This is a genomic window from Frondihabitans peucedani (assembly GCF_039537585.1).
Lineage (GTDB): Bacteria > Actinomycetota > Actinomycetes > Actinomycetales > Microbacteriaceae > Frondihabitans > Frondihabitans peucedani.
Genome location: NZ_BAABAU010000005.1, coordinates 1 through 25,958, shown reverse-complemented (window position 1 = coordinate 25,958; position 25,958 = coordinate 1). Strand labels below are relative to the sequence as shown.

At 70.2% G+C, this 25,958-nt stretch carries 24 protein-coding genes and 1 tRNA gene; 11 read left to right on the top strand and 14 right to left on the bottom strand.

Translation table 11 applies throughout. The features are described 5' to 3' along the window. Positions 1 to 6: 6 nt before the first annotated feature. The 3 genes from nrdE to nrdH are packed head-to-tail and all read right to left on the bottom strand — an operon-like array spanning position 7 to position 2,817. Complete coding sequence (gene nrdE, locus ABD733_RS16105) at positions 7 to 2,151, bottom strand: class 1b ribonucleoside-diphosphate reductase subunit alpha (protein WP_344798086.1); 2,145 nt, start codon at positions 2,149 to 2,151, stop codon at positions 7 to 9. Further along, positions 2,148 to 2,564, bottom strand: coding sequence for a class Ib ribonucleoside-diphosphate reductase assembly flavoprotein NrdI (gene nrdI / locus ABD733_RS16100; RefSeq protein WP_344798084.1), 417 nt, complete (start codon positions 2,562 to 2,564; stop codon positions 2,148 to 2,150). The genes nrdE and nrdI overlap by 4 nt, the downstream gene beginning before the upstream one ends. Before the next feature lie 19 nt (positions 2,565 to 2,583). Then, positions 2,584 to 2,817 carry a glutaredoxin-like protein NrdH gene (nrdH, locus tag ABD733_RS16095; protein WP_344798082.1) on the bottom strand — a complete coding sequence of 78 codons (234 nt, stop codon included), beginning with the start codon at positions 2,815 to 2,817 and terminating at the stop codon, positions 2,584 to 2,586. A gap of 446 nt (positions 2,818 to 3,263) precedes the next feature. Between nrdH and ABD733_RS16090 the strand changes: the two genes are divergently transcribed. The 4 genes from ABD733_RS16090 (at position 3,264) to ABD733_RS16075 (ending at position 6,322) form a co-directional block, all read left to right on the top strand. Then, positions 3,264 to 4,475: an MFS transporter gene (locus tag ABD733_RS16090; RefSeq protein WP_344798080.1), complete on the top strand. Its 1,212-nt coding sequence runs from the start codon at positions 3,264 to 3,266 to the stop codon at positions 4,473 to 4,475. Positions 4,476 to 4,560: 85 nt separating this feature from the next. Next, positions 4,561 to 5,391 (top strand): aldo/keto reductase, encoded by an 831-nt coding sequence (locus tag ABD733_RS16085; protein WP_344798078.1) that lies wholly within the window; start codon positions 4,561 to 4,563, stop codon positions 5,389 to 5,391. 71 nt (positions 5,392 to 5,462) lie between these two features. Next, a complete protein-coding gene (locus tag ABD733_RS16080) occupies positions 5,463 to 5,990 on the top strand; it encodes a ribonuclease H family protein (RefSeq protein ID WP_344798076.1) in 528 nt (175 codons plus the stop codon). 17 nt (positions 5,991 to 6,007) lie between these two features. Next, positions 6,008 to 6,322, top strand: coding sequence for a hypothetical protein (locus ABD733_RS16075; protein WP_344798074.1), 315 nt, complete (start codon positions 6,008 to 6,010; stop codon positions 6,320 to 6,322). Between the two features lie 127 nt (positions 6,323 to 6,449). Here the strand turns inward: ABD733_RS16075 and ABD733_RS16070 are convergent, their stop codons facing one another. The 8 genes from ABD733_RS16070 to galU form a co-directional block, all read right to left on the bottom strand. Continuing rightward, on the bottom strand, positions 6,450 to 9,020 hold the full coding sequence (locus ABD733_RS16070) for a DEAD/DEAH box helicase (RefSeq protein ID WP_344798072.1): 2,571 nt from the start codon (positions 9,018 to 9,020) through the stop codon (positions 6,450 to 6,452). Positions 9,021 to 9,279: 259 nt separating this feature from the next. Beyond that, positions 9,280 to 9,939 (bottom strand): hypothetical protein, encoded by a 660-nt coding sequence (locus tag ABD733_RS16065; RefSeq protein WP_344798070.1) that lies wholly within the window; start codon positions 9,937 to 9,939, stop codon positions 9,280 to 9,282. A gap of 113 nt (positions 9,940 to 10,052) precedes the next feature. Continuing rightward, complete coding sequence (locus tag ABD733_RS16060; protein WP_344798068.1) at positions 10,053 to 11,633, bottom strand: DUF7059 domain-containing protein; 1,581 nt, start codon at positions 11,631 to 11,633, stop codon at positions 10,053 to 10,055. A gap of 441 nt (positions 11,634 to 12,074) precedes the next feature. Then, positions 12,075 to 12,353, bottom strand: coding sequence for a hypothetical protein (locus ABD733_RS16055; RefSeq protein WP_344798066.1), 279 nt, complete (start codon positions 12,351 to 12,353; stop codon positions 12,075 to 12,077). Positions 12,354 to 12,465: 112 nt separating this feature from the next. After that, a tRNA-Ala gene (locus ABD733_RS16050) sits at positions 12,466 to 12,541 on the bottom strand. 62 nt (positions 12,542 to 12,603) lie between these two features. Beyond that, on the bottom strand, positions 12,604 to 13,806 hold the full coding sequence (locus tag ABD733_RS16045) for a DUF3040 domain-containing protein (protein ID WP_344798064.1): 1,203 nt from the start codon (positions 13,804 to 13,806) through the stop codon (positions 12,604 to 12,606). A gap of 154 nt (positions 13,807 to 13,960) precedes the next feature. Continuing rightward, complete coding sequence (locus ABD733_RS16040; protein WP_344798062.1) at positions 13,961 to 14,599, bottom strand: GNAT family N-acetyltransferase; 639 nt, start codon at positions 14,597 to 14,599, stop codon at positions 13,961 to 13,963. Positions 14,600 to 14,627: 28 nt separating this feature from the next. Beyond that, positions 14,628 to 15,521, bottom strand: a complete 894-nt coding sequence (galU, locus tag ABD733_RS16035; protein ID WP_344798060.1) for a UTP--glucose-1-phosphate uridylyltransferase GalU — start codon at positions 15,519 to 15,521, stop codon at positions 14,628 to 14,630. Positions 15,522 to 15,572: 51 nt separating this feature from the next. On the opposite strand from galU, the gene ABD733_RS16030 reads away from it, so the two are divergent. From ABD733_RS16030 to mscL, 3 genes are all read left to right on the top strand, one after another. Beyond that, positions 15,573 to 16,154 (top strand): 5-formyltetrahydrofolate cyclo-ligase, encoded by a 582-nt coding sequence (locus ABD733_RS16030; RefSeq protein ID WP_344798058.1) that lies wholly within the window; start codon positions 15,573 to 15,575, stop codon positions 16,152 to 16,154. Between the two features lie 18 nt (positions 16,155 to 16,172). Beyond that, the gene (locus ABD733_RS16025; protein ID WP_344798056.1) at positions 16,173 to 16,571 is read left to right on the top strand and encodes an FmdB family zinc ribbon protein; all 399 of its coding nucleotides are present in this window, start codon (positions 16,173 to 16,175) and stop codon (positions 16,569 to 16,571) included. An 81-nt stretch (positions 16,572 to 16,652) separates the two neighbouring features. After that, positions 16,653 to 17,159, top strand: a complete 507-nt coding sequence (mscL, locus tag ABD733_RS16020; RefSeq protein ID WP_344798054.1) for a large conductance mechanosensitive channel protein MscL — start codon at positions 16,653 to 16,655, stop codon at positions 17,157 to 17,159. Between the two features lie 127 nt (positions 17,160 to 17,286). Here mscL and ABD733_RS16015 read toward each other — a convergent pair whose 3' ends face one another. Both ABD733_RS16015 and ABD733_RS16010 read right to left on the bottom strand, forming a co-directional pair. Beyond that, a complete protein-coding gene (locus tag ABD733_RS16015; protein ID WP_344798052.1) occupies positions 17,287 to 17,481 on the bottom strand; it encodes a hypothetical protein in 195 nt (64 codons plus the stop codon). A gap of 10 nt (positions 17,482 to 17,491) precedes the next feature. Continuing rightward, on the bottom strand, positions 17,492 to 21,364 hold the full coding sequence (locus ABD733_RS16010; RefSeq protein ID WP_425552942.1) for an AAA family ATPase: 3,873 nt from the start codon (positions 21,362 to 21,364) through the stop codon (positions 17,492 to 17,494). A 164-nt stretch (positions 21,365 to 21,528) separates the two neighbouring features. On the opposite strand from ABD733_RS16010, the gene ABD733_RS16005 reads away from it, so the two are divergent. From ABD733_RS16005 to ABD733_RS15990, 4 genes are all read left to right on the top strand, one after another. Continuing rightward, entirely contained in the window at positions 21,529 to 21,993 is a 465-nt protein-coding gene (locus ABD733_RS16005; RefSeq protein ID WP_344798050.1) for a hypothetical protein, read from the top strand. A gap of 90 nt (positions 21,994 to 22,083) precedes the next feature. Beyond that, complete coding sequence (locus ABD733_RS16000) at positions 22,084 to 22,281, top strand: YegP family protein (RefSeq protein ID WP_344798048.1); 198 nt, start codon at positions 22,084 to 22,086, stop codon at positions 22,279 to 22,281. A 130-nt stretch (positions 22,282 to 22,411) separates the two neighbouring features. After that, positions 22,412 to 23,104 carry a DUF4166 domain-containing protein gene (locus tag ABD733_RS15995; protein WP_344798046.1) on the top strand — a complete coding sequence of 231 codons (693 nt, stop codon included), beginning with the start codon at positions 22,412 to 22,414 and terminating at the stop codon, positions 23,102 to 23,104. Then, on the top strand, positions 23,101 to 24,069 hold the full coding sequence (locus ABD733_RS15990) for an epimerase (RefSeq protein WP_344798044.1): 969 nt from the start codon (positions 23,101 to 23,103) through the stop codon (positions 24,067 to 24,069). The genes ABD733_RS15995 and ABD733_RS15990 overlap by 4 nt, the downstream gene beginning before the upstream one ends. Before the next feature lie 46 nt (positions 24,070 to 24,115). On the opposite strand, the gene ABD733_RS15985 is transcribed toward ABD733_RS15990, so the two are convergent. After that, positions 24,116 to 25,360, bottom strand: coding sequence for a GAF domain-containing protein (locus ABD733_RS15985; protein ID WP_344798042.1), 1,245 nt, complete (start codon positions 25,358 to 25,360; stop codon positions 24,116 to 24,118). Between the last annotated feature and the right edge of the window lie 598 nt (positions 25,361 to 25,958).

The window sequence follows — 25,958 nt, the reverse complement described above, 5'->3', positions numbered from 1 at the left end:
TGCGGCTCACAGCATGCAGCTGACGCAGCCGTCGACCTCGGTGCCCTCGAGCGCGAGCTGACGGAGACGGATGTAGTAGATCGTCTTGATGCCCTTGCGCCACGCGTAGATCTGCGCCTTGTTGATGTCGCGCGTGGTGGCGGTGTCTTTGAAGAACAGGGTCAGCGAGAGGCCCTGGTCGACGTGCTGCGTGGCCGCGGCATAGGTGTCGATGATCTTCTCGGGGCCGATCTCGTACGCGTCGGTGTAGTACTCGAGGTTGTCGTTCGTCATGAACGGCGCCGGGTAGTACACGCGGCCGAGCTTGCCCTCCTTGCGGATCTCGATCTTCGAGGCGATCGGGTGGATCGACGAGGTCGAGTGGTTGATGTACGAGATCGAACCGGTCGGCGGGACGGCCTGGAGGTTCTGGTTGTACAGACCGTGCTCCATGACGCTGGCCTTGAGGGCGCGCCAGTCGTCCTGGGTCGGGATCTCGACGTTCGCGTCGGAGAACAGCGAAGCGGCGCGGGCCGTCTGCGGCACCCACTCCTGCTCGGTGTACTTGTCGAAGAACGTGCCGTCGGCGTACTTGGAGTCCTCGAAGCCGCCGAAGGTCGTCTTCCGCTCGATCGCGATCGCGTTCGAGGCGCGCAGGGCGTGGAACAGCACCGTGTAGAAGTAGATGTTCGTGAAGTCGATGGCCTCTTCGGTGCCGTAGTGCACGTGCTCGCGCGCCAGGTAGCCGTGCAGGTTCATCTGGCCGAGGCCGATGGCGTGCGACGAGTCGTTGCCGACCTCGATGGAGCGGACCGACGAGATGTGGCTCATGTCGCTGACCGCGGTGAGGCCGCGGATCGCGGTCTCGACCGTGCGGCCGAAGTTCTCGCTGTCCATCGCCAGGGCGATGTTCATCGATCCGAGGTTGCACGAGATGTCTTTGCCGATCTCGTTGTACGACAGGTCTTCGTTGAACGTGGTCGGCGTGTTGACCTGCAGGATCTCGCTGCACAGGTTCGACATGTTGATCCGGCCCTTGATGGGGTTGGCCTTGTTCACCGTGTCCTCGAACACGATGTACGGGTAGCCCGACTCGAACTGGATCTCGGCGATGGTCTGGAAGAACTCGCGGGCGTTGATCTTGGTCTTCTTGATGCGCGAGTCGTCGACCATCTCGCGGTACTTGTCGCTGATCGAGATGTCGCCGAAGGGGATGCCGTAGACGCGCTCGACGTCGTACGGCGAGAAGAGGTACATGTCCTCGTCTTTCTTCGCCAGCTCGAACGTGATGTCGGGCACGACGACGCCGAGGGACAGCGTCTTGATGCGGATCTTCTCGTCGGCGTTCTCGCGCTTGGTGTCGAGGAAGCGCAGGATGTCGGGGTGGTGCGCCGAGAGGTACACAGCGCCCGCGCCCTGGCGTGCGCCGAGCTGGTTCGCGTAGCTGAAGCTGTCTTCGAGGAGCTTCATGACGGGGATGATGCCCGAGGACTGGTTCTCGATCTGCTTGATCGGGGCGCCGGCCTCGCGGATGTTCGACAGCGACAGGGCGACGCCGCCGCCGCGCTTCGACAGCTGCAGCGACGAGTTGATGCCGCGGGAGATCGACTCCATGTTGTCTTCGATGCGCAGCAGGAAGCACGAGACGAGCTCGCCGCGCTGGGCCTTCGCCGTGTTGAGGAAGGTCGGGGTCGCCGGCTGGAAGCGGCCGGCGATGATCTCATCGACGAGGTCGACGGCCAGCTTCTCGTCGCCCTGGGCGAGGCCGAGGGCGGTCATGACGACGCGGTCTTCGAAGCGCTCGAGGTAGCGCTTTCCGTCGAAGGTCTTGAGCGTGTACGAGGTGTAGTACTTGAACGCACCGAGGAAGGTCTGGAAGCGGAACTTCTTCGAGTACGCCAGGTCGTTCAGCTTCTCGATGAAGGCGAAGTCGTACAGGTCGATCGTCGCCTGCTCGTAGTAGTCGTTCTCGACCAGGTAGTCGAGGCGCTCCTTGAGGTTGTGGAAGAAGACCGTGTTCTGGTTCACGTGCTGCAGGAAGTACTGCTTCGCAGCCTCACGGTCTTTGTCGAACTGGATCTCGCCGTTCGGGCCGTAGAGGTTGAGCATCGCGTTCAGCGCGTGGTAGTCCAGCCCCTGGGTGCCGGAGAGCCCAGCGGGAGCCGAGATCACTTCGAGGTCATCGACTGCTGCGTCCAAAATTGGTCCAATCCTTCTTGTACTGCTGAGACATCGTCTGGCGTGCCGAAGACCTCGACACGGTAGAGGAGGGGCACCCGGCACTTGGCCGCGACGATGTCGCCGGCCAGGCAGTAGCCCTCTCCGAAGTTGGTGTTGCCCGTGGCGATCACGCCTCGGATGAGCGACCGGTTGCCCTCGTCGTTGAGGAACCGGATCACCTGCTTCGGCACGGCGCCCCCGCTCTCGCCGCCGCCGTAGGTGGGCAGGACGAGGACGTAGGGGTCGCGTGCGAGAAGGGGCTCGTCGCTCGGGAAGAGCGGGATGCGCTCGGCCGGCACACCGACCTTCTCGACGAATCGGGCGGTGTTGCCCGAGACGCTCGAGAAGTAGATCAGGTGGGTCACGGCTGAGCTCCGGGAGGTGCTACGCGATCGCGGCGGCGAGGCCGGCGATCTTGTCGGGGCGGAAGCCCGACCAGTGGTCTTCGTCGGTGATGACGACGGGGGCCTGGAGGTAGCCGAGGGCCTTGACGGTCTCGAGGGCCTTCTCGTCGACGGAGACGTCGAAGACCTCGTACTCGATGCCCTTGTTGTCGAGCGCGCGGTAGGTGGCGGTGCACTGGACGCAGGACGGCTTGGTGTAGACGGTGATTGCCATGGTTTCCCCTTGTTGATGAGGCCGGATCCGAGACTTTCGGCCGGGTCTCGACTCGTGAGATGGAACGCTCTGTCGGGGTGTCGGATTCCCGGTGGACGGGCCCTCTCGGACCTCGTCTCGCGGGTGGGTGGGGCTGCCTCCGGAATGATCCGGATGAAGCTGGTCACGGCCCCCGACGCTCTCGAGCAGTGGTGGTGCTTGGTGTGGATCGATACTACATCTAGGGGCCGACATCGGAAGGCACAACTAGATGCAGTGTTACAGCCGTGTAATTACGTGATCCGGATTATCCACAGGTTTTGCCACTGCTGGGGATCGTTATCCCCGGATTTGCGCCTCTCTGCACAGGCTCCTCCACACCACCGACATCGCGCTTGTGGATAAGAATCCCCCGGCCTCATTTCGGAGGCACGGCGTGTCGCCTTCTTCCGTAGACTTGCTCCCTCGTGGGCGCCTATTCGAATCTCCTCAAGACGCCGGGCGTAGCGCGGATCATCGCCGCACAGCTGACGGCCCGGTTCCCGTTCGGCATGCTCTCGCTCGCCTTCCTGCTCCACGTCGAGCACAACACCGGCTCCTACGGCGCCGCGGGCCTCGTGCTCGCCGCGACGAGCATCGGGCAGGCCATCTCGGGCCCCCTCACGAGCCGCTGGATGGGCCAGTGGGGCATGCGTCCCGTCCTCCTGCTGACCCTCTCCGTGTGCGTCGTCAGCCTTCTCGTCTTCGCCCTGGCGCCCCTCTCGCTCGTCCTCTACATGGTGGTCGGCTTCATCGCCGGCCTGAGCGTGCCGCCGGTGCAGCCCGCCGTCCGCACCATCTACCCCAAGATGGTCAACTCGACGCAGCTCACTCCCCTCTTCTCCCTCGACGCCTCCGCGCAGGAGCTCATCTGGGTGCTCGGCCCCGTCATCACGACGTTCGTCGGCACGCAGATCGGCACGGTCTACGCGATCCTGGTGGCGGCTGCGTTCCTGATCGGCGGCGGGGCGTGGTTCGTGGCGTCCCCCGAGGTCGGCCGCGTGCGCATCCCCAAGAGCAAGCGCTCGTTCGGCAAGGTGCTGGCGCGGCCGACGGTGCTGCTCTCGACGGTCACCGGCTTCCTCCTGATCGGCACCTGCTCCGCGGTCGAGGCCGGCGTCATCAGCGCGTTCGGCGACGGGAGCCCGAACTCCGGCTTCGTTCTGGCCGTCTTCGCGCTCGGGTCGCTCGCCGGCGGACTCCTCCTCGGCCACCTCGCCGTCGGCCCGTGGTCGCTGCCGATCCGGATGGCCATCGTCTTCGTCGGCATCGCCCTCACCGTCATCATCCCGACCTCGTTCGTCTGGCTCTGCGCCACCCTGCTGATCGCCGGCGTCGGCATCGCGCCCGCCCTCGCGGTCATGTTCGCAATCATCTCCTCCAGCGTCCGCTTCAGCGACACGGCCGAGGCCTACGGCTGGTCGGGCACCGGGCAGCTCATCGGCGCGGCCATCGGCTCGGCCATCGCCGGCGTCCTGATCGACCAGAACGGCACCGTCGGCGGCCTCAGCGTCGCCGCCGGGTTCGCCCTCCTCGGCGCCCTCGTGCCCGTCATCTTCAAGCGGGTGCTGCCCGACCTCCGCGGCACCGACGCCAGCCCGATCGCCGACACCGAGCCCGTGCCGGTCCAGGCGAGCTGACCCTCGCTCTCGCCGCGACCCTCCTCTGCGCACACGCGAGCCCCCGCAGCGGCCGCCGGTCAGACGCGGGGCCGATAATCGAGGCATGACTCCCGACGCTGTCCCCCGGATCCGGCTGAACGACGGCAACTCGATCCCGCAGCTCGGCCTCGGGGTCTACAAGGTCGACGACGACGAGGCCGAGCGCACTGTCGCCACCGCGCTCGAGCTCGGCTACCGCCACCTCGACACAGCCGAGTACTACGGCAACGAGGCCGGTGTCGGCCGCGCGCTGGCCGCCTCGGGCGTCGACCGCGACGACGTCTACGTCACCACCAAGGTCTGGAACGACCAGCAGGGCTACGACTCGACCCTCCACTCCTTCGACCGGAGCCTGGCGAAGCTCGGACTCGACGTCGTCGACCTCTACCTCATCCACTGGCCGGCCCCGCGACAGGACCTCTACGTCGAGACCTACCGCGCGATGGAGAGGATCCGGCAGGAGGGGCGGGCCCGATCGATCGGCGTGTCCAACTTCCAGACGCACCACCTCGAGCGGCTCCTGGGCGAGACCGACGTCGTGCCGGTGATCAACCAGGTCGAGGTGCAGCCGTGGCTGCAGCAGCGCGAGCTCCGGGCGTTCGGCGAGGCCCGCCACATCGTGACCGAGGCCTGGTCCCCTCTCGCGCGCGGCCGCATCCTGGAAGACCCCGTCCTGCTCAGGATCGCGAGCGCCCACGACATCTCCACCGCCCAGGTCGTGCTCCGCTGGCACCTGCAGCAGGGGCTCGTGGTGATCCCGAAGTCGGTCACGCCGTCGCGCATCGCCGAGAACCTCGACGTCTTCGGCTTCGATCTGACGCCTGACGAGACGGCGGCGATCGACGCCCTCGACTCCGGCGAGCGCGTGGGCTCGCACCCCGACGAGGTCGGCTAGGCGGCGGTCCCCTCGCCGCGCGCGGGCCTGTACCGTTGACGGGCAACCCGCAGAACCAGCAAGGAGCCCCCGTGACCATTCGCGCCGCCGCAGACGGATCCGCCCTCGGAAACCCGGGGCCTGCAGGATGGGCGTGGTACGTCGACGACGACCGCTGGGCTGCAGGCGGCTGGCCCCGCAACACGAACAACGTCGGCGAGCTCACGGCCGTCCTCGAGCTGCTCCGCGCCACGGCCGACGAGGACGACGACCTCCTGATCCTGTGCGACAGCCAGTACGCGATCAAGGCGTGCACCGAGTGGATGGCGGGCTGGAAGCGGAAGGGCTGGCGGAAGGCCGACGGCAAGCCCGTCATGAACGTCGAGATCATCAAGGAGCTCGACGAGGCCCTTCAGGGGCGGCGCGTGACCTTCGAGTGGGTCCGCGGTCACGTGGGCCACGTGATGAACGAGGCGGCCGACATCCGGGCCCGCACCGCTGCTGAGGCCTACCAGGCGCGGAAGCCCGTGCCGTCCGGGCCGGGGTGGCCGGGCAAGCCCGTCACGACCGTGTCGGCGGAGGCTGCTGCTGCGCCGGTGGAGCCGCCGGCGCTCTTCTAGCGCGACTCGACGCCGAGATGATCATCCTCTGGACGGGCATCGTGGGCGCGGCGGGCCTGCTTCTCGGTGTGTTGGCGTACGCCGGTGTCTGGCGGGGGTGGGCCGAACGGGCGGGCTGGACCAATCTCGGGTTCCTGCTCTTCTACGCGGGGCTGTGCGGCGTGCTTCTCTCGGTCGGCTCTGCGCTGGCTGGTGCGGGTGCTGCTGCCGTCGCGGCTTTTCTGCTGATGCTCGGCATGCTGTCGGCACTCCTGACCATCGTGAGCTGGTTCTGGCTTCCGTCGTTCCTTCTCCCGCGGTGGTACCGCATGCTGAGAGCCGCGCAGCACTGAGCGCCGATGGTGTGCCGCCCACCGTTGCACGGACAAAACACCCTGCCGCGGCACGGTGCCTTGTCCGCCAGACGTTGCACGGCACCGCGATCCACACCAGGGGCGCGAGCACCCCGCAGGCGCAGCGCTACACCCCCGCCACCGGCCCCACCGCGGTCACCCGCAGGACCGCGACGCCCTGCTCGTTCGACTCCGCGAGGTCGACGGTGCCGGTGATGCCCCAGTCGTGGTCGCCGGCCGGGTCGTCGAAGATCTGGCGCACCTCCCACGCGGTGGGCCCCTCCGACACGACGAGGAGGGCGGCGCTCCGGGCGTCGGGCCCGGTGCCGATCGAGTCGTACTCGGCGTAGTACCCGTCGAGGGCCGCACCCCACTCGTCGACTCCGAAGCCGGCGGCAGCGTCGAGCTCGGCGAGGGCGGTCGCTTCGTCGAGGGCGGCGAGCTGCACGCGCCGGAACAGCTCGTTCCGCACCAGCACGCGGAAGGCGCGGTGGTTGCCGGTGAGGGTCCGGAGAACGGGAGGGACGATCTGATCCTGCGCGGCGATCTCGGTCGGGTTGACCATCTCCTCCCACTCGTCGAGCAGCGAGGAGTCGACCTGCCGGACGAGCTCGCCGAGCCACTCGATGATGTCGAGCAGGTCGTCGGTCTTGGACTCGTTCGGGATCGTCTGCCGGAGCGCGCGGTACGCGTCCGACAGGTAGCGCAGCACGAGGCCCTCCGACCGGGCGAGCCCGTAGAAGTTCACGTAGTCGCCGAACGTCATCGCCCGCTCGTAGAGGTCGCGCACGACCGACTTCGGCGACAGCTCGAAGTCGCCGATCCACGGCTGCGACGCCTTGTACGTCTCGAACAGCGCGCCGAGCAGCTCGTCGAGGGGCTTCGGCCAGGTGACCTCCTCGAGCAGCTCCATGCGCTGGTCGTACTCGATGCCCTCCTGCTTCATCGCCGCCACGGCCTCGCCGCGCGCCTTGAACTGCTGCTGCGACAGGATCGGCCGCGGGTCGTCGAGCGTCGACTCGACCACCGAGACCATGTCGAGCGCGTACGTGTCGGACTCGGGGTCGAGCACCTCGAACGTCGCGAGCGCGAAGGGCGACAGCGGCTGGTTGAGGGCGAAGTTCGGTTGCAGATCGACCGTCAGCTGGATGCGGGGTGCAGGATCCTGGTCTCCCGCGGTCGCCACACCCGGCAGCTGCTCCACGACGCCCGACTCGCGCAGCGCTCGGTAGATCGAGATCGCCTGCCGGGCGAGCGCGAACTGCTGCGCGGGCGACGAGTGGTTCTCGAACACGAGCGCTCGCACGTTGCCGAAGACGTCGCCGCCGCGGGCGATCACGTTGAGGAGCATGGCGTGCGTGATCTGCATGCTCGAGGTGAGCGGCTCCGGCTCGGCGTCGATCAGCTTGAAGAACGACGGCTCGCCCCACGACACGAAGCCCTCCGGGGCCTTCTTGCGGATGATCTTCCGCTTCTTCTTCGGGTCGTCGCCGGCCTTCTTGATCTGCTGCAGGTTGTCGATCTCGTGCTCGGGTGCCTGGAGAGTGACCGTCCCGGCCGTGTCGTAGCCGGCCCGGCCGGCGCGCCCCGCGACCTGGTGGAACTCGCGGGCGGTGAGCTGCCGCATCCTGGTGCCGTCGAACTTCGTGAGGGCCGTCAGGAGCACGGTTCGGATCGGCACGTTGATGCCGACGCCGAGCGTGTCGGTGCCGCAGATGACCCGGAGGAGCCCGCGCTGGGCGAGCTGCTCGACGAGCCGCCGGTACTTCGGCAGCATGCCGGCGTGGTGCACTCCGATGCCGGCGCGCACGAGGCGGTTCAGGGTCTTGCCGAAGCCGGTCGAGAAGCGGAAGCCCGCGATGAGCGTGCCGATCTCGTCGCGCTGCTCGCGGGTGGCGATCTTGAGGCTCGACAGGGCCTGGGCGCGCTCGAGCGCGGCCGCCTGCGAGAAGTGCACCACGTAGATGGGCGCCTCGCCGGTCGACAGGAGCTCCTCGACGGTCTCGTGCACGGGCGTCGTCGCGTAGAAGTAGTGCAGCGGCACCGGCCGCTCGACGCCGGTGACGAGCGCGACCGGCTTGCCGGTGCGGCGGCCGAGGTCGTCGCTGATCTTCTCGACGTCGCCGAGCGTCGCCGACATCAGCAGGAACTGCACGTCCGGGAGCAGCAGCAGCGGCACCTGCCAGGCCCAGCCGCGCGACGGGTCGGCGTAGAAGTGGAACTCGTCCATCACGACCTGCCCGACCTCCGCGGCCGGGCCGTGCCGGAGCGCGAGGTTCGCCAGGATCTCGGCGGTGCAGCAGATGATCGGGGCGTCGGCGTTCACCGACGAGTCGCCGGTGACCATGCCGACGTTCTCCGGCCCGAACAGGTCGACGAGGGCGAAGAACTTCTCGCTCACGAGCGCCTTGATCGGCGCGGTGTAGTAGCTGCGCCTGCCGGTCGCGAGCGCGACGAAGTGGGCGCCGGCCGCGACGAGCGACTTCCCCGTGCCGGTGGGCGTGCTCAGGATCACCGACGCCCCCGACACGAGTTCGATCATGGCCTCGTCCTGCGCCGGATACAGCGGGAGCCCGCGCGACTCGGCCCACCCCGCGAAGTCCGTGTAGACGGTGTCGGGGTCGAAGGTGCCGTCGCCCGTGGTGTCGTTGGGTCCGTAGTAGGCGGACAGCAGGGCGGCGAGTGGGGCGTCAGGCATGGTGCTTCGATCCTGCCCTACATCCGCTGTCCCGGGCGCCGAGAGAGGGATGCGCCCCCGTCGACGCACGAGGCGGACAGGGGCGCATCGACACGTCCCCGGTGGCCGGCGAGCGGAATCGGATCAGGTGACTGCCGCGCGACGGGTCGGTTGTGGACGTGGTGCCTCGGTAACCAGCCGAGTGCGATTCCAACTTATATGCCTTTGCATAGGCATACCGGGTGATTTGCGGGTGATTGCGCCCGGAGCTGCCTCCGTGTCAGCAGCCGTCGAGCTGCCCGACCCGGAAGTGCGAGTCGATCAGCACGATCCTGGTGGCCGACCCGGTGCCCTGAGTGGTCGCGACGACCCCGGTCACGGACTTCGCCGTGCTGCCCGCGTCGGGCGCCAGCAGGACCTGGTACCGCACCGGGTTCGTGTAGGCGATCTTCGCGCGGTGCGAGGCCGGGGCGTTCGCTATGAGCGCCGCTCCGCTCTGACCGACCTTCTCCCCCTTCGGCCCCTCCAGGATGACCGCGCCGCGCGTCCGACCGGCGACGATGCCCTTCGTGATCTCCACCGTGAAAGAGGTCTGCTTCGCCGTCCGCTTGTCGGTGATCCGGAGCCCCGAGCCCCAGGTGTAGGTCGTCGGGACGACCGTGCAGACGTTCGTGCCGTCGCCGGGCGTGCCCTTCACGACCTTCGGCGTGCCGAGCACGCGCGTCAGAGTGGCGACGGCGGTCGACGTCGTGCGGTCGGGGACCGTGGTGATCCTCGTCGTGCCGTGCAGCAGGACGAACCCGGACGGTGCGATCGAGACGGAGTCGACCCGCGTGAGCGGATCGGCGGTGGCGGCCGAGGCCGAGGTGGCGGCGAGGCTGCCTGTGAAGACGAGTGCTGCGGTTGCCGCGACGGCTGTGATTCGTGTGATTTTCCCCATGGCCCTGACGGTACGGCCGGTGCCACCGGTGCTGCGTCAGTCGTCCGGGTGACCTCGCGGTTCCTCACTGTCGGCGGATTGTCAGGGTCGTGCTCCGCCCGCACGTGCGGGGGTCAGAGACGCAGGATCGCGCACCGCACCAGTTCGCGCACCCGCGGCACCAGCTCGGCGAGGAGGTCGTCCTCCGGCACGTCGAGCAGCTGCGCGAGCGCACCCACGATCGCACCGACGCTGAGGTCCCCGTCGCAGGCCCCGACCAGCGCGGACAGGGCGGTGCCCGACTCGACGGTGCGCGCGAAACCGCCGCCCTGACGGAGGGTGATCACCGTCGGATCGTCGTTGCCCGGCCAGTAGTGCCGCTCCTCGGTGACGTCGCCGGCGACCCGGAGCGTCTGGAGCAGGAGCTCGCCGTCGGAGAGCGAGCGGAGGGCGTCCTGCGCGTCGAGGCACTCGAGCACGTGCGAACCGAGTCCGGTGTCGTTGCCGCCGAGAGCGCCTGCGAGACGCTCGATGGTCTGCGCAGGGTGAGTTGCGGGATCCTGCGCGCGTCGGAGGGTGATGTACCCGAAGCCGACCTCGCTGACGCCCCGCGCCTCGAAGTCGTCGAGCCAGGCCTCGTAGAGGCGCTCGAAGTCTGCTGTGCCTGGGCGCGTGCCGCCGTCGCGGATCCAGGTCTCGGCGTAGGTGGCGGGATCCTGCATCTCGCGCTCCACGACCCAGATGTCGACCGGTGCGGCGTTCTCGTCGTGAGCGCCGTCGGAAGCGCCGCCGCGCGCAACCCAGTCGACCACCGAGTACGCCCCGCGCTTGGAGCCGCGGCCGGTCTCCCAGTTGCCGAGGAACTGCGCGACACCGCCCGGGGTCAGGTGCGCCGCGGCCTGCTCGACGACGGTCGCCACGAGCGCGTCGCCCACCATGCCGCCGTCGCGGTACTCGTACGACGGGACACCCTCGGTGCGCGGGGTGATGACGAACGGCGGGTTCGAGACGATGTGATCGAACCGCTCGCCGCTGACCGGCTCGAACAGGCTGCCGAGGCGGAACTCGATGCCGTCGATGAGGTTCAGCTCGGCGTTGAAGCGGGCGAAGTCGAGGGCCCGCTCGGAGATGTCGGTGGCGACGACGTGCCTTGCGTGGCGGGCAGCGTGCATCGCCTGGATCCCGCAGCCGGTGCCGAGGTCGAGAGCGCGCTCGACGGGCCGCGGGATCATCAGGCCGCTGAGCGTCGTCGATGCGCCGCCGATGCCGAGGACGTGGTCTTCGCGGAGGGGCCCCTGGAGGGCGAGCTCGCCGAGGTCGGAGGCGATCCACCAGGCGGCCTCGCCGGCGGAGTCGACGAACGAGTACGGCCGCAGGTCGACGAGGGGACGGACCGTGACGGGGGTGTCGGCGGTGCGTTCGAGCAGGGCCAGCTCTTCTGCGCCGTCGAGCCCCAGGGTCGGCAGGGCTGCGGCGACGTCCTCCGCGGGCTGCGGGTAGCCGAGCACGAAGAGCAGCGCGAGCGTGTCGGAGGCGCGCTCCTCGGGCGACGCGGGGCGGCGGCTCGCCAGCGCGCGTCGGGCGGCGATGCGCTCCCCGCGGAACAGGGCGGCCCCGCCCGTGGCGCCCCACGCACCCGCTCCCGTCAGCCGGGCGACCGTGAACAGCGAGCGGTCGAGGTCGTGACGGAGGCGGGTGATCAGGTCGGAGCGCACCCGTCCATCCTGCTACACGGGGCGGGGCCTGCCTGCTGGTTGCTGCGTGCGTGCATATGGACGGAGATCCTGGGTCTGCCTGGCCTTGCTCCGTGCATATGGACGGAGATTCTCGACCGACACCCCTCCGATCCGCCTCACTTTCGCAGAATCAGCAGGATCTCCTTCGTTATGCGACACCGCCGAGAATCTCCGTCCATATGTACGGAGATCCTTGTTCTGCGGGGGTGCTGCGTACAAATGGACGGAGATCCTCGTTCCTGGAGGGTCCGGCGAACAAATGGACGGAGATACTCGCCCGATGCCCCTCCGATCCCCCTCACTTTCGCAGAATCAGCAGGATCTCCTTCGTTATGCGACACCGCCGAGAATCTCCGTCCATATGTACGGAAGGGAAGAACACAGGACGCAGGCCAGACGCCCCAGCGACGCCCGCCCCGCCTACCGGAGCCGCCCGCGCCCGACCGGCAGGAGCGGCGCGCGGTACCGCAGCGTCGTGGTGCCGGCAGCGACGACGGCCTCGGCTGCGCCGAACCTCCACAGGCGGTTGAACAGGAACACCCCCACGCTCTCGCCGGGCTCGACCTGCCACGTGCCCGTGCCCCACTGCGCAGGATGCCCGCGCCCGCCGACCACGACGGTCGGCTTCGGGTACCAGCCGATGGCCGGCCTGGTGAGGATCAGTTCGATGCGGGTGGGCTGCGCTGCGTCGTCGGGCACGGTTCCAGCCTACGGGTGCGCTGCGCCGCGCCGATGTGTGGGCGTCCGGGCAAAGAAGAATCGGCCCTCCCCGTCGCACTCATCGAGTGCGAACCGGAGAGGACCGATCCTGTGGTGGAGCTAAGGGGATTCGAACCCCTGACCTTCTCATTGCGAACGAGACGCGCTACCAACTGCGCCATAGCCCCAAACTGCGGTTCCACGATAGCACCCGTGGAGGCCCGCTCCAGACCACCGGGAGCGAGCAGGATCAGACGGCGCGGCGACGCTGCAGGATCTCGTCGATCCGCAGCTCCTCGAGGTCGGTCTCGTCGACGTAGCCCATCCGAGCGAAGCGGCTCGACTGGGCGGGCGCCACCGGGGCAGCAACCTCGACGCGAGCGACCGGAGGCGCAGCAGGCGCAGCCTCAGCTCCGACGCCAGAAGCGCCGGCAGCAGCCGCACCAGCAGCAGGCGCACCAGCGGCACCAGCACCAGAAGCACCAGCACCACCACCACGCGCCACAGCCCCACCATCCCGATGCGTCTGCAGCGCCGCCTCGGCCCGAGCCACCTCGCGGAGGGCCTGGCGCTGGGCCTCGAGGCGTGCGGCATCCTGCTGCTGGCGGAGCTGCTCGGCCGAGCGCGTCGCGGCCTCGCGCAGGGCGTCCGTGTCGGCGGCCGACGTCGGAGACGAGGCCACGGCGGAGGAGCGGGCCAGCGCGCGGGCACTCCCGCGGCGGAGGTAGAGCGGGCGGGGCAGGGCGACGGGGGTCCACTCGCGGGCGTCGGTCGAGGTGCCAGCGGCAGCGGGATCCTGCGCGCTCTCGGCTTCGACCGACGCGGAGGGCGAACCGGCGTCGGACGTCTGCGGGGCGAAGTCCTGGAACGGCTGAGCGACCGGAGCGCCGGCGGCGACGGGGGCCGAGACCGCGCGGCGAGCCCGGGCCTGCGAGACGGCGGCGAGCTGCACGAGGACGAGCACGGACCCGACCGAGGCGATCGATCCCGTGACCGCGAGCAGCCAGCCCATGCCGGTGACCCCCAGCACGAAGCCGACGAGGCCGGCGACGAGAACGAGGGTCGAGACGAGACGGGTGCGGCGCAGGCGACGGGCGGCCATCGCAGGATCGGAGTCCGCGGCACGGAGAGCAGGCCCGGTCGCCGCGAGCTCGCGGGTGATGGCCCGCTGACGTGCGGCCTCCTGGGCTCGGCGGATGGCCTCGCGCTTGGCCTCCTCGGAGCGGAGGATCTTCTGCGCCGTGGCGACCGACTTGGCGTTGGCCTCGACGCGGACCTCCTCGGGGAGTTCGGCGGTCTGAGCCAGGATGCGGAGCGTCTGCTGCAGGCGGACGGCGTTCCGCTCGGTGGCGAGGTACTGCTGGCGCTTGGCCCACGACGGGATCAGGTACACCAGCCAGAGCACGGCGACCAGCCCGAGGACGATACCTCCACCCCACGACCCGATTCCCATGGTGGCAAGGGTAGGAGGCGGCGGCGTCTCAACTCGCGCCATCGCCGGGTGTGTCCGAGCAGGATCACCAAAACCCTCCCGTCCGGCTGCCGCGGTGGTCCTAGGACCACCGCGGCAGCCGATCGCGAGGGTTCAGCGTCGTGCGGGGCTCAGCTCACGGCCGCGCGGCCTCCGCCAGCGCCTCCGGCGGCACGCTCCCCTGCCCGGGAGGCACCCGCCCGTCGAGCCAGCGGCGGAGCACCCCCTCCGGCACCTCCTCGGCCACGAGGCCGAAGCAGAAGTGGTCGCGCCAGTCGCCGTTGATGTGGATGTAGCGGCGGCGGAGCCCCTCGTACCGGAAGCCGAGCTTCTCGACCACGCGGAGCGAGGGGCCGTTCTCGGGCCGGATGCAGATCTCCATGCGGTGGAGGCCCAGCCGCTGGAAGCAGTGGTCGGTGGCCAGCGCGACCGCGGTGGGCGTCGCGTTGTGGCCGGCGGCCGACTGGGTGACCCAGTAGCCGATGGTCGCCGAGGCGAGCGAGCCGTAGGTGATGCCCGACACGTTGAGCTGCCCGACGAACCGCTGGTCGAGCTCGATCGCGAACGGGAGGCCGAGCCCCGCCCGTGCATTGGTCTGCAGCGAGCGGATGCTCGACCTCACGTCGATGGTCGTGAAACCGTGCGGGTTGGTGGCCTCCCACTGGCGGAGCCACGAGCGGTTCTCCGCCAGAGCGCGATCGAGGTCGCGGGTGTCACGCAGGCGCAGGGGTCGGATTCCGACCCGTCCCGACGCCAGCGTGGGGATGGTGGTCACTTCTTGGTCTCTACCTGTCTCGGGCGGCCTACTCGAGGCCGGACGTGTACTCCTTCAGCCACGACTTGAGGTCGGAGCCGAGGTCGTCGCGGTCGCTGGCGAGCTGGATGATCGCCTTGATGTAGTCGAGTTTGTCACCGGTGTCGTAGCGGCGGCCCCGGAACACGACGCCGTACACGCCGCCGGTCCACTCGTCGGCGCCGGCCATCTTCTCGAGGGCGTCGGTCAGCTGGATCTCGCCGCCCTTGCCGGGCGCCTGCTTCTCGAGCACGTCGAACACCTCGGGACGCAGCACGTAGCGGCCGATGATGGCGAGGTTCGAGGGCGCTTCGCCCTGCGGGGGCTTCTCGACGAGGCCGGTGATCTTCACGACGTCGTCCTCGTCGGTGGTCTCGACCGTGGCGACGCCGTAGAGGTGCGTCATCGACTCGGGAACCTCGAGCAGCGCGACGACCGAGGCGTTCTTCTTGCCCTGGACCTCGATCATGCGGCTGAGGAGCGGGTCGCGCGCGTCGATGATGTCGTCGCCGAGCAGGACCGCGAACGGCTCGCGACCGACGTGCATCTTGGCGCGCAGGACGGCGTGGCCGAGGCCGAGCGGGTCGCCCTGGCGCACGTAGTGCATGTCGGCCAGGTCGGTGGACTGGTTGACCTTGGCGAGCTTGTCGTGGTCGCCCTTCTTGCGGAGGCTCTCCTCGAGCTCCGACACGTGGTCGAAGTGGTTCTCGAGCGCGTTCTTGTTGCGGCCGGTGATCATCAGCACGTCGGTGAGCCCGGCTGCCACCGCCTCTTCGACCACGTACTGGATGGCCGGCTTGTCGACGACCGCGAGCATCTCCTTCGGGATGGCTTTGGTTGCGGGGAGGAATCGTGTTCCCAACCCTGCTGCGGGAATGACGGCTTTAGAAATGGTGAATCCCATGCCGATCAGCGTATCTATTTGTCGCGTTACCGTGCGGTTAAGATTGCGCACATGACCGATCTCGTAGGCGACGCCAAACGCGTCCTCCGGAAAGAGCTCCGTTCGAGGCGCCGCGCGATGACCGACACGGAGGCCTCGTCGTCGACCGAGTCGCTGACCCGCCACCTCGTCGAGCTCGCGTCGAGCCTCGGGGTGAAGTCGATGTCGGCGTACCTGTCGGCCGCCTTCGAGCCGAACACGCGGCCGTTCCTCAACTGGGCGAACGAGCGGGGCATCCGGGTGCTGTTCCCGATCACGAGGGCGGACGGCCTGCTCGACTGGGCGGTCTCGACCGACTTCGAGTCGGAGACCGAGGGCCTCTTCGGCCTGCCCGAGCCGGTGGGCGAGGTCCTGAGCCCGATGGCCATCTGCGACGTCGACCTGATCGTGGTGCCCGCGGCCCAGATCGACCACACCGGCATGCGCATGGGCTGGGGCAAGGGCTACTTCGACAAGACGCTCGGTTCGATGGAGAAGCGGCCGCCGGTTTATGCTGTGGTGTTCGACAGCGAGTACGTCGAGCAGGTGCCGAGCGAGCGGCACGACCAGCCGGTCGACGGCGTCGTCACGCCCTCCGGCATCCACCGCTTCTAGCCCGGCGAGAGGTCTCCCGTGCCCACCTACTCCTACCGTTGCACCGAGTGCGACAACGCCTTCGACATCCACCAGTCGTTCTCCGACGATTCGCTGACCGTCTGCCCGGTCTGCGGCGGCAGGCTCCGCAAGGTCTTCAGCCCGGTCGGCGTCACGTTCAACGGCTCCGGCTTCTACCGCACCGACTCGCGCGCGAAGCCCGGCTCGTCGGGCTCCGGCTCGCCGGGCTCCGGCTCGTCCGGCTCCGGCTCGTCCGGATCGTCGTCCTCGTCCGACTCCTCCTCCTCGAAGGGCGACGGCGCAGGATCCGGCAGCACCACCAAGGCCGACTCGAAGCCCGCCTCCTCCTCCTCCTCGTCCTCCCCCGCGAAGTCGTCCGGCTCGAAGCCCTCCGGCGGGTCGGGCAGCTCCTCCTAGCGTCATCCCGCAGCTTCTGGTTGAGTCGACGGAGCCTCACACTCTCGTTCCACGCCCCGTCCCTCGACCGAAGGAGCACCTGTGAAGGGCTTCAAAGAGTTCATCCTGCGCGGCAATGTCATCGATCTGGCCGTCGCGGTCGTCATCGGTGCTGCGTTCACCGCCATCGTCACGTCGCTCGTGACCAACATCTTCAATCCGCTCATCGGCGCGCTGTTCAAGGCGCAGATGCTCGACGATGCCCTCAAGGTCGACATCCCGACTCTCGGCGGCGGCAAGCCGGCGACCCTGCTGTTCGGCGCGGTGATCGGCTCCGCGATCAACTTCCTGATCATCGCCGCGGTCGTCTACTTCTGCCTCGTCCTGCCGATCAACCACCTGCTGAAGACGGCGTTCGCCAAGCAGAAGGAGACGGAGGGCACCCCCACCGAGGTGCCGCCCACCGACGTCGAGCTGCTCAGCGAGATCCGCGACCTGCTGCGGGCGCAGAACACGTCGCTCGGCGACACGCACGGCTCGCACGCGGCCCCCGTCGACCCGCCGACCCCCACCGGCACGACGGGCGTGCCCGGCATCCCCTCCGCCTAGCCGCCTGCTGCTGCCGGCGCCGCTGGCCGGCGCCGGCGCCGCAACGAGAGGGCCGAAACGCACGCTCACGACAGTGGGACCGTGCGTTTCGGCCCTCTCGGCTTCGGGAGGAGAGCGACAGCCGCCCTCAGCCCCAGTGCGGCGGCTTGTCGGCCTTCAGGCGGGCGTCGTTGTCGTGCGTGTCGCGACGTCGGTCGATCGGGGCCGGGGTCGGGTCGCTCCCGGGCGCGGGCTCCGTGGTGACCCGGCGGCCGGGTCGGCGACGGCCGCGCGGGGGCTCCGCCGGGGTGGCGGAGGCGTGATCCTGCGCGTCGTCGACCATCGGCGAGCCTCTAGTGCGAGTTGACGTGCTGGCGCGCAGCGACGCCGGGGCCGGTCTGGATCGGCACCGGCTGCGTGTGCGACGCACCGAGCCCCAGGACGTCCGCGATGCGGGTCGCGACGGCGTCGGGGTCGGTGAACAGCTGGAACGCGTGCACCCGCACGTAGTGCCAGCCGAGCCGGCGCAGGATCTCGGGACGCAGCCGCAGCGACTCGCGGAGGCTCGACGCGACCAGGGTCGAGTCGGTCTCGATCGTCACGCAGACGCCGTCGTTGGCGCAGACCAGGCCGAGCTTGCCGCGGTGTCCGAGGGCGACGGGGATGCCCTTCGCCTCCAGCCTCCTGGCCAGGTCGACCAGCATGGGATCGCTGTCGTCGGGCACGTGCTCGGCGGTGGTCCGGACCTGGACCTCGCTCAGGATCTCCGAGAGCGCGACCGTGCCGTGGCCCATCCGGTCGGCGTCGATGTCGCTCGGCTGGAAGCAGGTCACGATCACCATGGACCGCCGGGCCCGGGTCATCGCGACCGCGAGCAGCCGCTCGCCGCCGGGCTGACCGAGCGAGCCGAAGTCGCTCAGCACGCGGCCGTGCGGGGTGCGGCCGTAGCCGATCGAGAAGATGACGTGGTCGCGGCTCTGGGCGACGCTCTGCTCGAGGGTCGCGACCATGAACGGCTCGCGGCGGTCGCCCACGACGAACTCGGTGAGGTCTTTGTGGCCGGAGACGGCGGTGAGCACAGCCTGCTGCACGCGCACGGCGTGCTTGGCGGAGGCGGTGATCACCATCAGCGACTCGGCCGGGCGCGTGCGGGCGTGCTCGAGCACCAGGGCAGTGACCCGGTCGACCTCGGCGTCGACGCTCTCGACGGCTCCGGACTCGGGATCGGGGATCGCCGTGCCGCCGGAGACGTAGTCGAGCGCGATGCTGCCGTGGCCGAGGAAGCTCCCCGCCCAGGGCAGCGACTCGATGCGGCCGCCGTAGAAGCGCCGGTTGACCAGCTCGGCCAGGTCTTCGCCGCCGGCCCGGTAGCTGCGCGTCAGGGCGAGCGTGGGCAGGATCGTGGAGAGGCGGGCGAGTGCCGACTCCTCGTGCAGTTCGGACAGTCGCGACTCGGCCGTGGCGACCGCGTCGAAGTCGGCGTCGTGGTGCTCCCCCTCGGCGTCGCCGGCCTCGGTCGTCACGGAGCGCGTCGGCCGGACGGGCGGCTGCTCGTCGACGAACGGCGCCACGGCGATGGAGAAGTCGGACGGCGTCTCGGTCACCGGGTCGCCGAACGCGACGGTCTGCCGGCCGCGCCGGATCGCACCGACGTTCTCGGCGAGGGTCGTCGCACCGGCGTCGACCAGGATGACGGTGTCGAACGGGACGGTGTCGGCGATCCTGTGCACCTCGTACGGCGACGCGATCCAGACCGGCGCGACGGAGCGCGAGAGGTGGGGCGCGGCATCCTGCAGGAGGCGGCTGCTCACCCGGTCGTGCCGCAGCAGCTGCTTGAGCTGCGCGGCCTCCTCGGGCCAGTCGACGAGGCCGAGCTTCCAGTTCTCGGCGAGCTGCCACCCGAGCGACTGGGCGGAGCCTGCTGCGTGCGCCTCGTCGACGAGGCGGAAGTCGGCCTCGAGGCGGTCGAGCATCGGCGTGTTGGCGCCGAGGAGCGCGCGGTCGGCCTCGAGGAGCGACTCGAGCGCCGAGCGCCACCAGGCGAGCTCGAGCTCGGCGGCGACCTGGGCCTCGGGGACGTGGCGGTTCGCGAGGTCGGTGATGAGCGGTGCGAGCTCCAGGTCGCGGAGCGTCGTCATCAGCTCGGTGCGCTCCTGGAGGTTGTTCAGCACGTCGCTCTCGGCGGCGAGCACCTGGAGCTTCTGCTGGAGCTCGTCGATGCCGATCTGCTCGAGGAGGTCGTCGCCGGTCAGGCCGAGCGGCCGGTCGAGCTGCGCCAGGTCGGCGGCCACGTGGGTGTAGAGCGAGAGGGCGTCGGTCACGCCGGTCGGCACCTCGGGCGGCGTGCCCGCCGCGACGTAGCGCTGCCAGAGGATCCGCTGCTGCTGCACGCGCTCGAGGGCCTCGTGGAGGTCGGGGACGTGCATGCCCGGACGGACGTACTCGCGGGCGAGCTTCTTCAGGCGGCGGCGGTTCGACCCGCTCATGTCGCCGTCGCGGCGCCCGGACGTCGCCTCGACGAGCTCGGTCACCGAGCGGTCGAAGACCACCGGCAGGAACTTGTCGAGGGTGTCGCGGACGTCGGCCAGCAGGCGCAGGTAGATGCCGAGCTCGTGGATGCTGACGAACGGCCGCATCCGTGTGGCGCCGACGACCTCGCCGGCCCGCTCGAGGAGGTGCGGCACGTCGCGGTGGTAGAGGTTCTTCGCGAGCTGGTGCGCCTGGCCCGCGGTGAGGCTGCCGCCGCCCTGACCGTCGTCGAAGCGGGCGCCGTACCAGGGCGAGTCGCCCGGGCCGTAGCGGAACTCGCCGAGGTTCGCCGCGCCGACCATGGTCTCGGCCACGCGGCCGCGGCCCTCGACCATGGACTCGACGCTGTGCCGGCTGAGCCTCGCGGTGGTCGCGGGAGCGGCGGGCAGCAGAGCGAGGCGCGCGAGCTCGGTCAGGCAGTCGAGCACCGAGACCCCGAGCGCAGGATCCCTCCGGCTCAGAGCGCCGCGGTAGTCCACGAGCACCCGGCGGAGCCGCACGAGCGCGTCGTCGACCTCGGCCATGCCGGGCTGCTTCGCCTTCTCGTTGCGGGCGATGGCCTTGATGACGTCGCGGCGGAGCGTGGCCGGCGACACGGCGACGCCGGGCAGGCCGATCTCGGTGAGACGCGCGGAGATGCCGCGGAGGGTCGCGCGCCGGGCGCTGACGACGAGCACGCGCTTGTTCTGGGCGACCAGGGTGCCGATGGTGTTGACGATGGTCTGGGTGCCGCCCGTGCCGGGGAGCGTCTTCACGACGACCGAGTTGCCCGCCGTGATCTGCGCCACGACGTTCTCCTGCTCGCCGTCGGCGTCGAGGAGGAGCGTGTCGGTCTCGGGGCTCCGCTCGTCTTGCGGGGTCGGCGAGACGGGGCGGTACGACGAGCGGATCTGCTGCAGCGAGGTCGGGTTGCCGGCCAGCGCGTCGAGCACCGGGTGGCTGAGCTCGCGGGCGTCTTCGACCATGTCGGCCGCGACATCGGCGAACGACGAGACCACGAGGCGCGGCTGGACGGTGAAGCCGTCGAGGTGCGCGGTGAGGCCGCGGAGGCGGTCGATCACCGGGTTGGGCGTGAACGAGCCCTCCCGGTCGGCGAGCGCGACGAAGGCCGACGCGTCGAGCACGATGCCGAACTGGTCGTGGAGAGCGTCGGCGAGGGCCGGGTTCAGGAAGGGGCTGCCGAGCAGCTTGACCTCGAAGTCGCGGCCGTGGCGCCGGATCGCGAGCGGGCGCAGGAGGAGCGGCGCGCGGAACGACTCGCCCGAGAAGGTCCAGTGGGCGACGCCGATGGCGAGGTGCACGGCGTCGATGCCGCGGACGGCCTGGAGCTCGAGCCCCTTGGCGGCGATCTCGCCGGCGGCGAGGCGGGCGGCGCGGAGCGCGAGGTCGTCGCGGATCAGGCTCGACAGCAGGGTCGTCTTGCCCGTGATGAACTGGGCGAGGCCGCCGGGGTGCGTGGTGCTCAGCTCGATCCGCGTGCGCGGGGCGTCGCGGAAGTGCAGGAGGGTCGAGGTGCCGCCGACGTGGGCCAGGCGGCTGCGCCACGACTCCCAGACCGGCTCGGCCACGTTGCCCACCTGGAGGCCCGGCTCACCGAGGCTCAGCGTGTGCGGTGCCGTGGTGTTGTCGGGCGCGCGGAACGGCACGTCGGACTCGTTCCCGTCGCCGTCGTCCTGATCTCTGTCCACTCGCCACACACATCGACCTTAAGGCGTCCGGCCGGGGAATTCCGACAGGACGAGCCCTTTTTCGACTCCCCACGGGCGACTCGCACCCCGCCCGCTCGTTTCCATATCGCTGACGGGGCTAATATGCGCATATAACCCGAGCCGTACTGTCACACCGACCAGGAGACTCACGCATGCCGTTCGAACAGAAGTACACCAGCGAGACGCGAGACGCCTCGCTGGCCCGAGTCCTCGAGCGGCGAGCGGCCGAGCCGGGCAACCGGAGCATCATCCGCGAGACGGCGGAGGAGTTCCAGGTCGGCGAGCAGTCGCTCCGGGGCTGGATCCGCGCGTGGGAGAAGGTCAACGCCCCCGAGGAGGAGGCTGCGACCGAGTCGGCACCCGCCTCTCCTCCGACCCCGCAGGCGGCGACGCCGCTCGCCGCGGTCCCCCAGACCGCTGCACAGGCCGCTTCCTCGCAGACCAGCGCCGCACCGACCGCTGCCGCGCCCGAGGCGCCGGCCAGACGCTCCCCCGGCCGGCCATCGGCCGCCGCCGCGAGCGAGGCCCGCGTCGCCGAGCTCGAGGCCGAGGTGGCCAAGCTCCGGCGCGACCGCGAGGCGCTGAAGAGCGCGCTCGGCGTCCTGCTCTCCGACTAGCACCTCGCAGACCGGCCAGGCCTTCACAGACCGGCTCCCTCCGACCAGCTTCCCTCTCCACCAGCGCTCGACCGACGACAGGACACCGAGATGGCAGCACGCGGCGGCAAGTACATCCTCACGAGGTCGGAGTCGGGCTCGTTCCACTTCACCCTGGTCGCGCAGAACGGCGAGGTGATCGCGACCTCCGAGAGCTACGCCACCAAGGGCGCGGCGCAGAACGGCATCGACGCGGTCCGCGGAGTGGCGGTCGACGCCGTCCTCGAAGACCAGACGCCTCACGACTGAGACGGGGCCGGCCGCACCGGCCGCCTCGACCGCACGGGCCGCCTCGACCGATCCGGAGGGCTCGGCGCGGAACCCTCGACATCGAGGGATCCTCACGCTGGGGCGGCCCGGGCGGCAGTACCGTCGGGGCATGCCCTCGCCCTACGAGCTCGTGCTGGGGCACCGCCTCGCCGATCTCCACCCGCGCCTCGCGGCGTACTTCGGCGAGATCCCTCCGGGCAGCGTCGGCCGCGGCTCCGGCACCTTCGACCGCGTCGGCACCCCGCGTCGCTGGCTGTGGCCCGCCCTCGCCGTGCTGGCGCGCGCCGGCGTCGCCTTCCCCGCCTGGGAGCACGACGTCCCCTTCACCGTGGAGAACCGGCCCGTCGTCGACTCCCGCGGCAGCACCGCCGTCTCGGCGAGGCGCACCTTCCTCTTCGGCAGGGGCGAGCGGACGATGATCGACGCCATCACGGCAGAGCCCGCGTCCGACGGCACCGGTGGCTCGGGCGGCTCGGGTGGCGCAGCCCTGCACCTTGTCGACCACCTCGGCACGGCCCGGAGGGTGACCACGCGGCTGCGGGCGTCGGTGATCGGCGGGGAGCTGCACCTGCACGGCGACCGGGTCGGGCTCCGCATCGGGCCGTGGCACGTCGAGATCCTGCGGCCCCTGTCGCCCACGGTCGAGCTCGTGGAGCGCTTCGACGACGAGGCCGGCCGCCAGCACGTGTCGGTCGAGCTCCGGCTGCCGGTCCTCGGCCGGATCTACGAGTACTCCGGGCACTTCGACTACGCCGTCCGCGCCGCGGACGCCTCGACCGACCGACCAGGGGGAACACCATGACCGACAGGATCGTGCTCGCCGGAGCCTCGGGCTTCATCGGCTCGCACCTCGCCGACGCATTCCGACGCGAGGGCGCCGACGTCGCGCTCATCGGCCGCACCGGGCCCGACGCCGCCTGGGGCGACACGAGCGCCATCACCCGGCTCGTCGACGGCGCCGACCTCGTGATCAACCTCGCGGGGAAGAGCGTGAACTGCCGCTACGGGGAGGGCGACCGGCAGGAGATCCTGCGCTCCAGGATCGAGACCACGCGCGAGCTCGCCACCGCCATCAGAGCCGCGGAGACGCCCCCGCCCCTGTGGCTGAACTCCTCCACCGCCACGATCTACCGGCACGCCGAGGACCGGCCGATGACCGAGTCGACCGGCGAGATCGGAACCGGCTTCTCGGTCTCGATCGCGACGACCTGGGAGGACGAGTTCTTCGCGGCCGACCTCCCGTCGACCCGTCGCGTGGCCCTGCGGATGGCGATCGTCCTCGGCGACGGCAGCGCCCTGGTGCCGCTGATGAACCTCGCTAGGGCGGGGCTCGGCGGCCCGCAGCTCGACGGCGCCTGGCCGTCGACACGCGCGCGACGCGAGGCCGGGACGTATCACGCGCCGGGCGCTCGGGGCGGGCGGCAGCGGTTCAGCTGGATCCACATCGACGACGTGCTCGGCAGCATCCGGTTCCTCCGCGAGCACGCCGAGATCGACGGTGTCGTGAACCTGTCCTCGCCGAACCCCAGCGACAACCGGACCATGATGCGCGATCTGCGGCGGGCGCTCGGCGTGCCGTTCGGCCTGCCGGCCTGGCGCTGGATGCTCGAGCTCGGCTCGGCGGCGATCCGGACCGAGGTGGAGCTCGTGCTGAAGAGCCGGTGGGTGGTGCCGGAGCGGCTGACGGAGGCGGGCTACCGCTTCGAGCACCCCTGGCTCGACGAGACGCTCAAGGAGATCGTGGCGGAGCGGCGGGCCCGGCCCTAGATCTCCGCGGGCGTGGGGCGGTCACCCTCGGACGAGCGCTCCGTGCTCAGGCGGCCGCCGACTCCACCGGCGCGGTGACGGCGAGCTCCCGCTGCACCGACAGGGCGAGCTCGCGCAGCAGCACGAGGTCGACGCTCTCCGCGCCGCGCGGGTGCGGGTCGGTGACGCAGAGGGCTCCGATGCGGACGCCGTCCGGCGTCTCGACCGGGTGACCGGCGTAGAAGCGCACGGCGGGGTGCGTGACGAAGCGGTCGTCGTGCCAGACGTCCGGGACGACGAACGGCGTGCCGCTCTTGATCGTCACGGCGCACATGGCGCCGCGGAGCGGCACCTCGACGGCCCCGACGCCCGAGAACGACTTGTTGTAGAGGCGGTCCTCGTCGACGATCGAGAAGGCGGCTCCCGCGGTCCCGAGCAGCAGGCGTGCCCGCTCGGTGATGTCGTCGAAGCGCTTCTCCGGAGGCGAGTCGAGGAGGCCGAGAGCCCGGATCGCCGCGAGGCGGATCTCGTCGCTCTGCGCGGGCTCGTCGATGCTCCGCGCGGCCCGGCGGTCGCCGACGTGGCGGTCGAGGAGCGGCGCGAGGAGCTCGGCGTGGCCCTCGGCCCAGCGGCGGAACTCGTCGGCGGCGAGGCCCGTCGCCGCGGGCGACGTGTGGCCGAGCTCGGCGTCGCTCGGGGCGGAGCGGGGCCGCTCCGGCGGCGCGACGAAGGTCGTGTGGGTGCGGGCGTCGCAGAACTCGCGGGTGATGGCGTCCAGTCGGGCGGCGTGACGGTCGACGAAGCTGCCCTCCTTGACAGAGAGGATGCGGATGGAGCTCGGCCGGTGGATCCCGACGATCAGGACCTCCGCATTGGGTGCGGCCCTGGCGTTCAGGACGTCGATGAGGTCGAACAGCCCCCGCCGCCAGCGCCGCTCGGAGGTCAGGCGGAGGGCGTCGCTCACCCCGAGCACCACGACGATCGCGTCGTACTCGGCGAGGCGCTCGGCGGGCAGGGCCGCGGCTGCCGTCTCGATCGTGATCGCAGGATCGGCGACCGCGTCGACGTCCGTGCCGCGCCCGGTGAGCGCGGAGAGCCGCTGGGCGAGCTGGCCCGGCAGTGCGAGCCCGTGGCTGCGGACACCCCAGCCGACGGCCGCGCCGTTGCCGAACACCAGGATCCGGTCGGGGTCGATGCCCGGCGCGTGGGCCCGGGGTGCGTCATCCGGCCGCGGCACGCCCCGGAGCCCTCCGACGGAGATCGGCTGGGTTCGCGCGAAGGGGACGAGGAGGTGACGCAGCAAGGAGGGCACGGGCTGAGTGTCCCGCTCGCCGTCACCGCCGGACAATCCCCCAAGGGGGAGTCCGCGGAAGGGATGACAGCGTTAAGGGGGACACGCGCCGGGGCGCCGGGGTGAGCGCAGATCGGAGGACGACGGACCGCCAACACAGGCGACGAAGTCTCAGTGGTCACGAAGAGGTAACGAGATGAGGGCCCGCCAAACCCCTTGCGGGGTCTGTGGCGAACACATCACATCGGGCAAACGCCCACTGAACGCGGCAACAACGTTCACCTGTNTGCCGGAATCGGCACCGCCGCCAACGCGGCCCCCTCCGTCCACCTCGCCGCCTCGTCGGCGAAGATCCCGGCGCCCGTCGCCGCGGTCCCCGAGATCTTCGGCGGTGACACCGGAGTCGCCCTCGACAGCAACTTCCTCGCCGCGCTGAAGAGCCTCGGCCTGACCCCCTCGACTGACGGCTCGGCGACGCTTGCCGACGGCACGATCAAGTTCCCCATCACGGGCGGCTCGGTCGTGTACTGGTCCCCCAAGGGCGACTACCGCCCCTACGTCCAGGGCCTCCTCGAGCACGACGGGTCGGGCCTGAACCTGACCGCCGGCTCCACCAAGG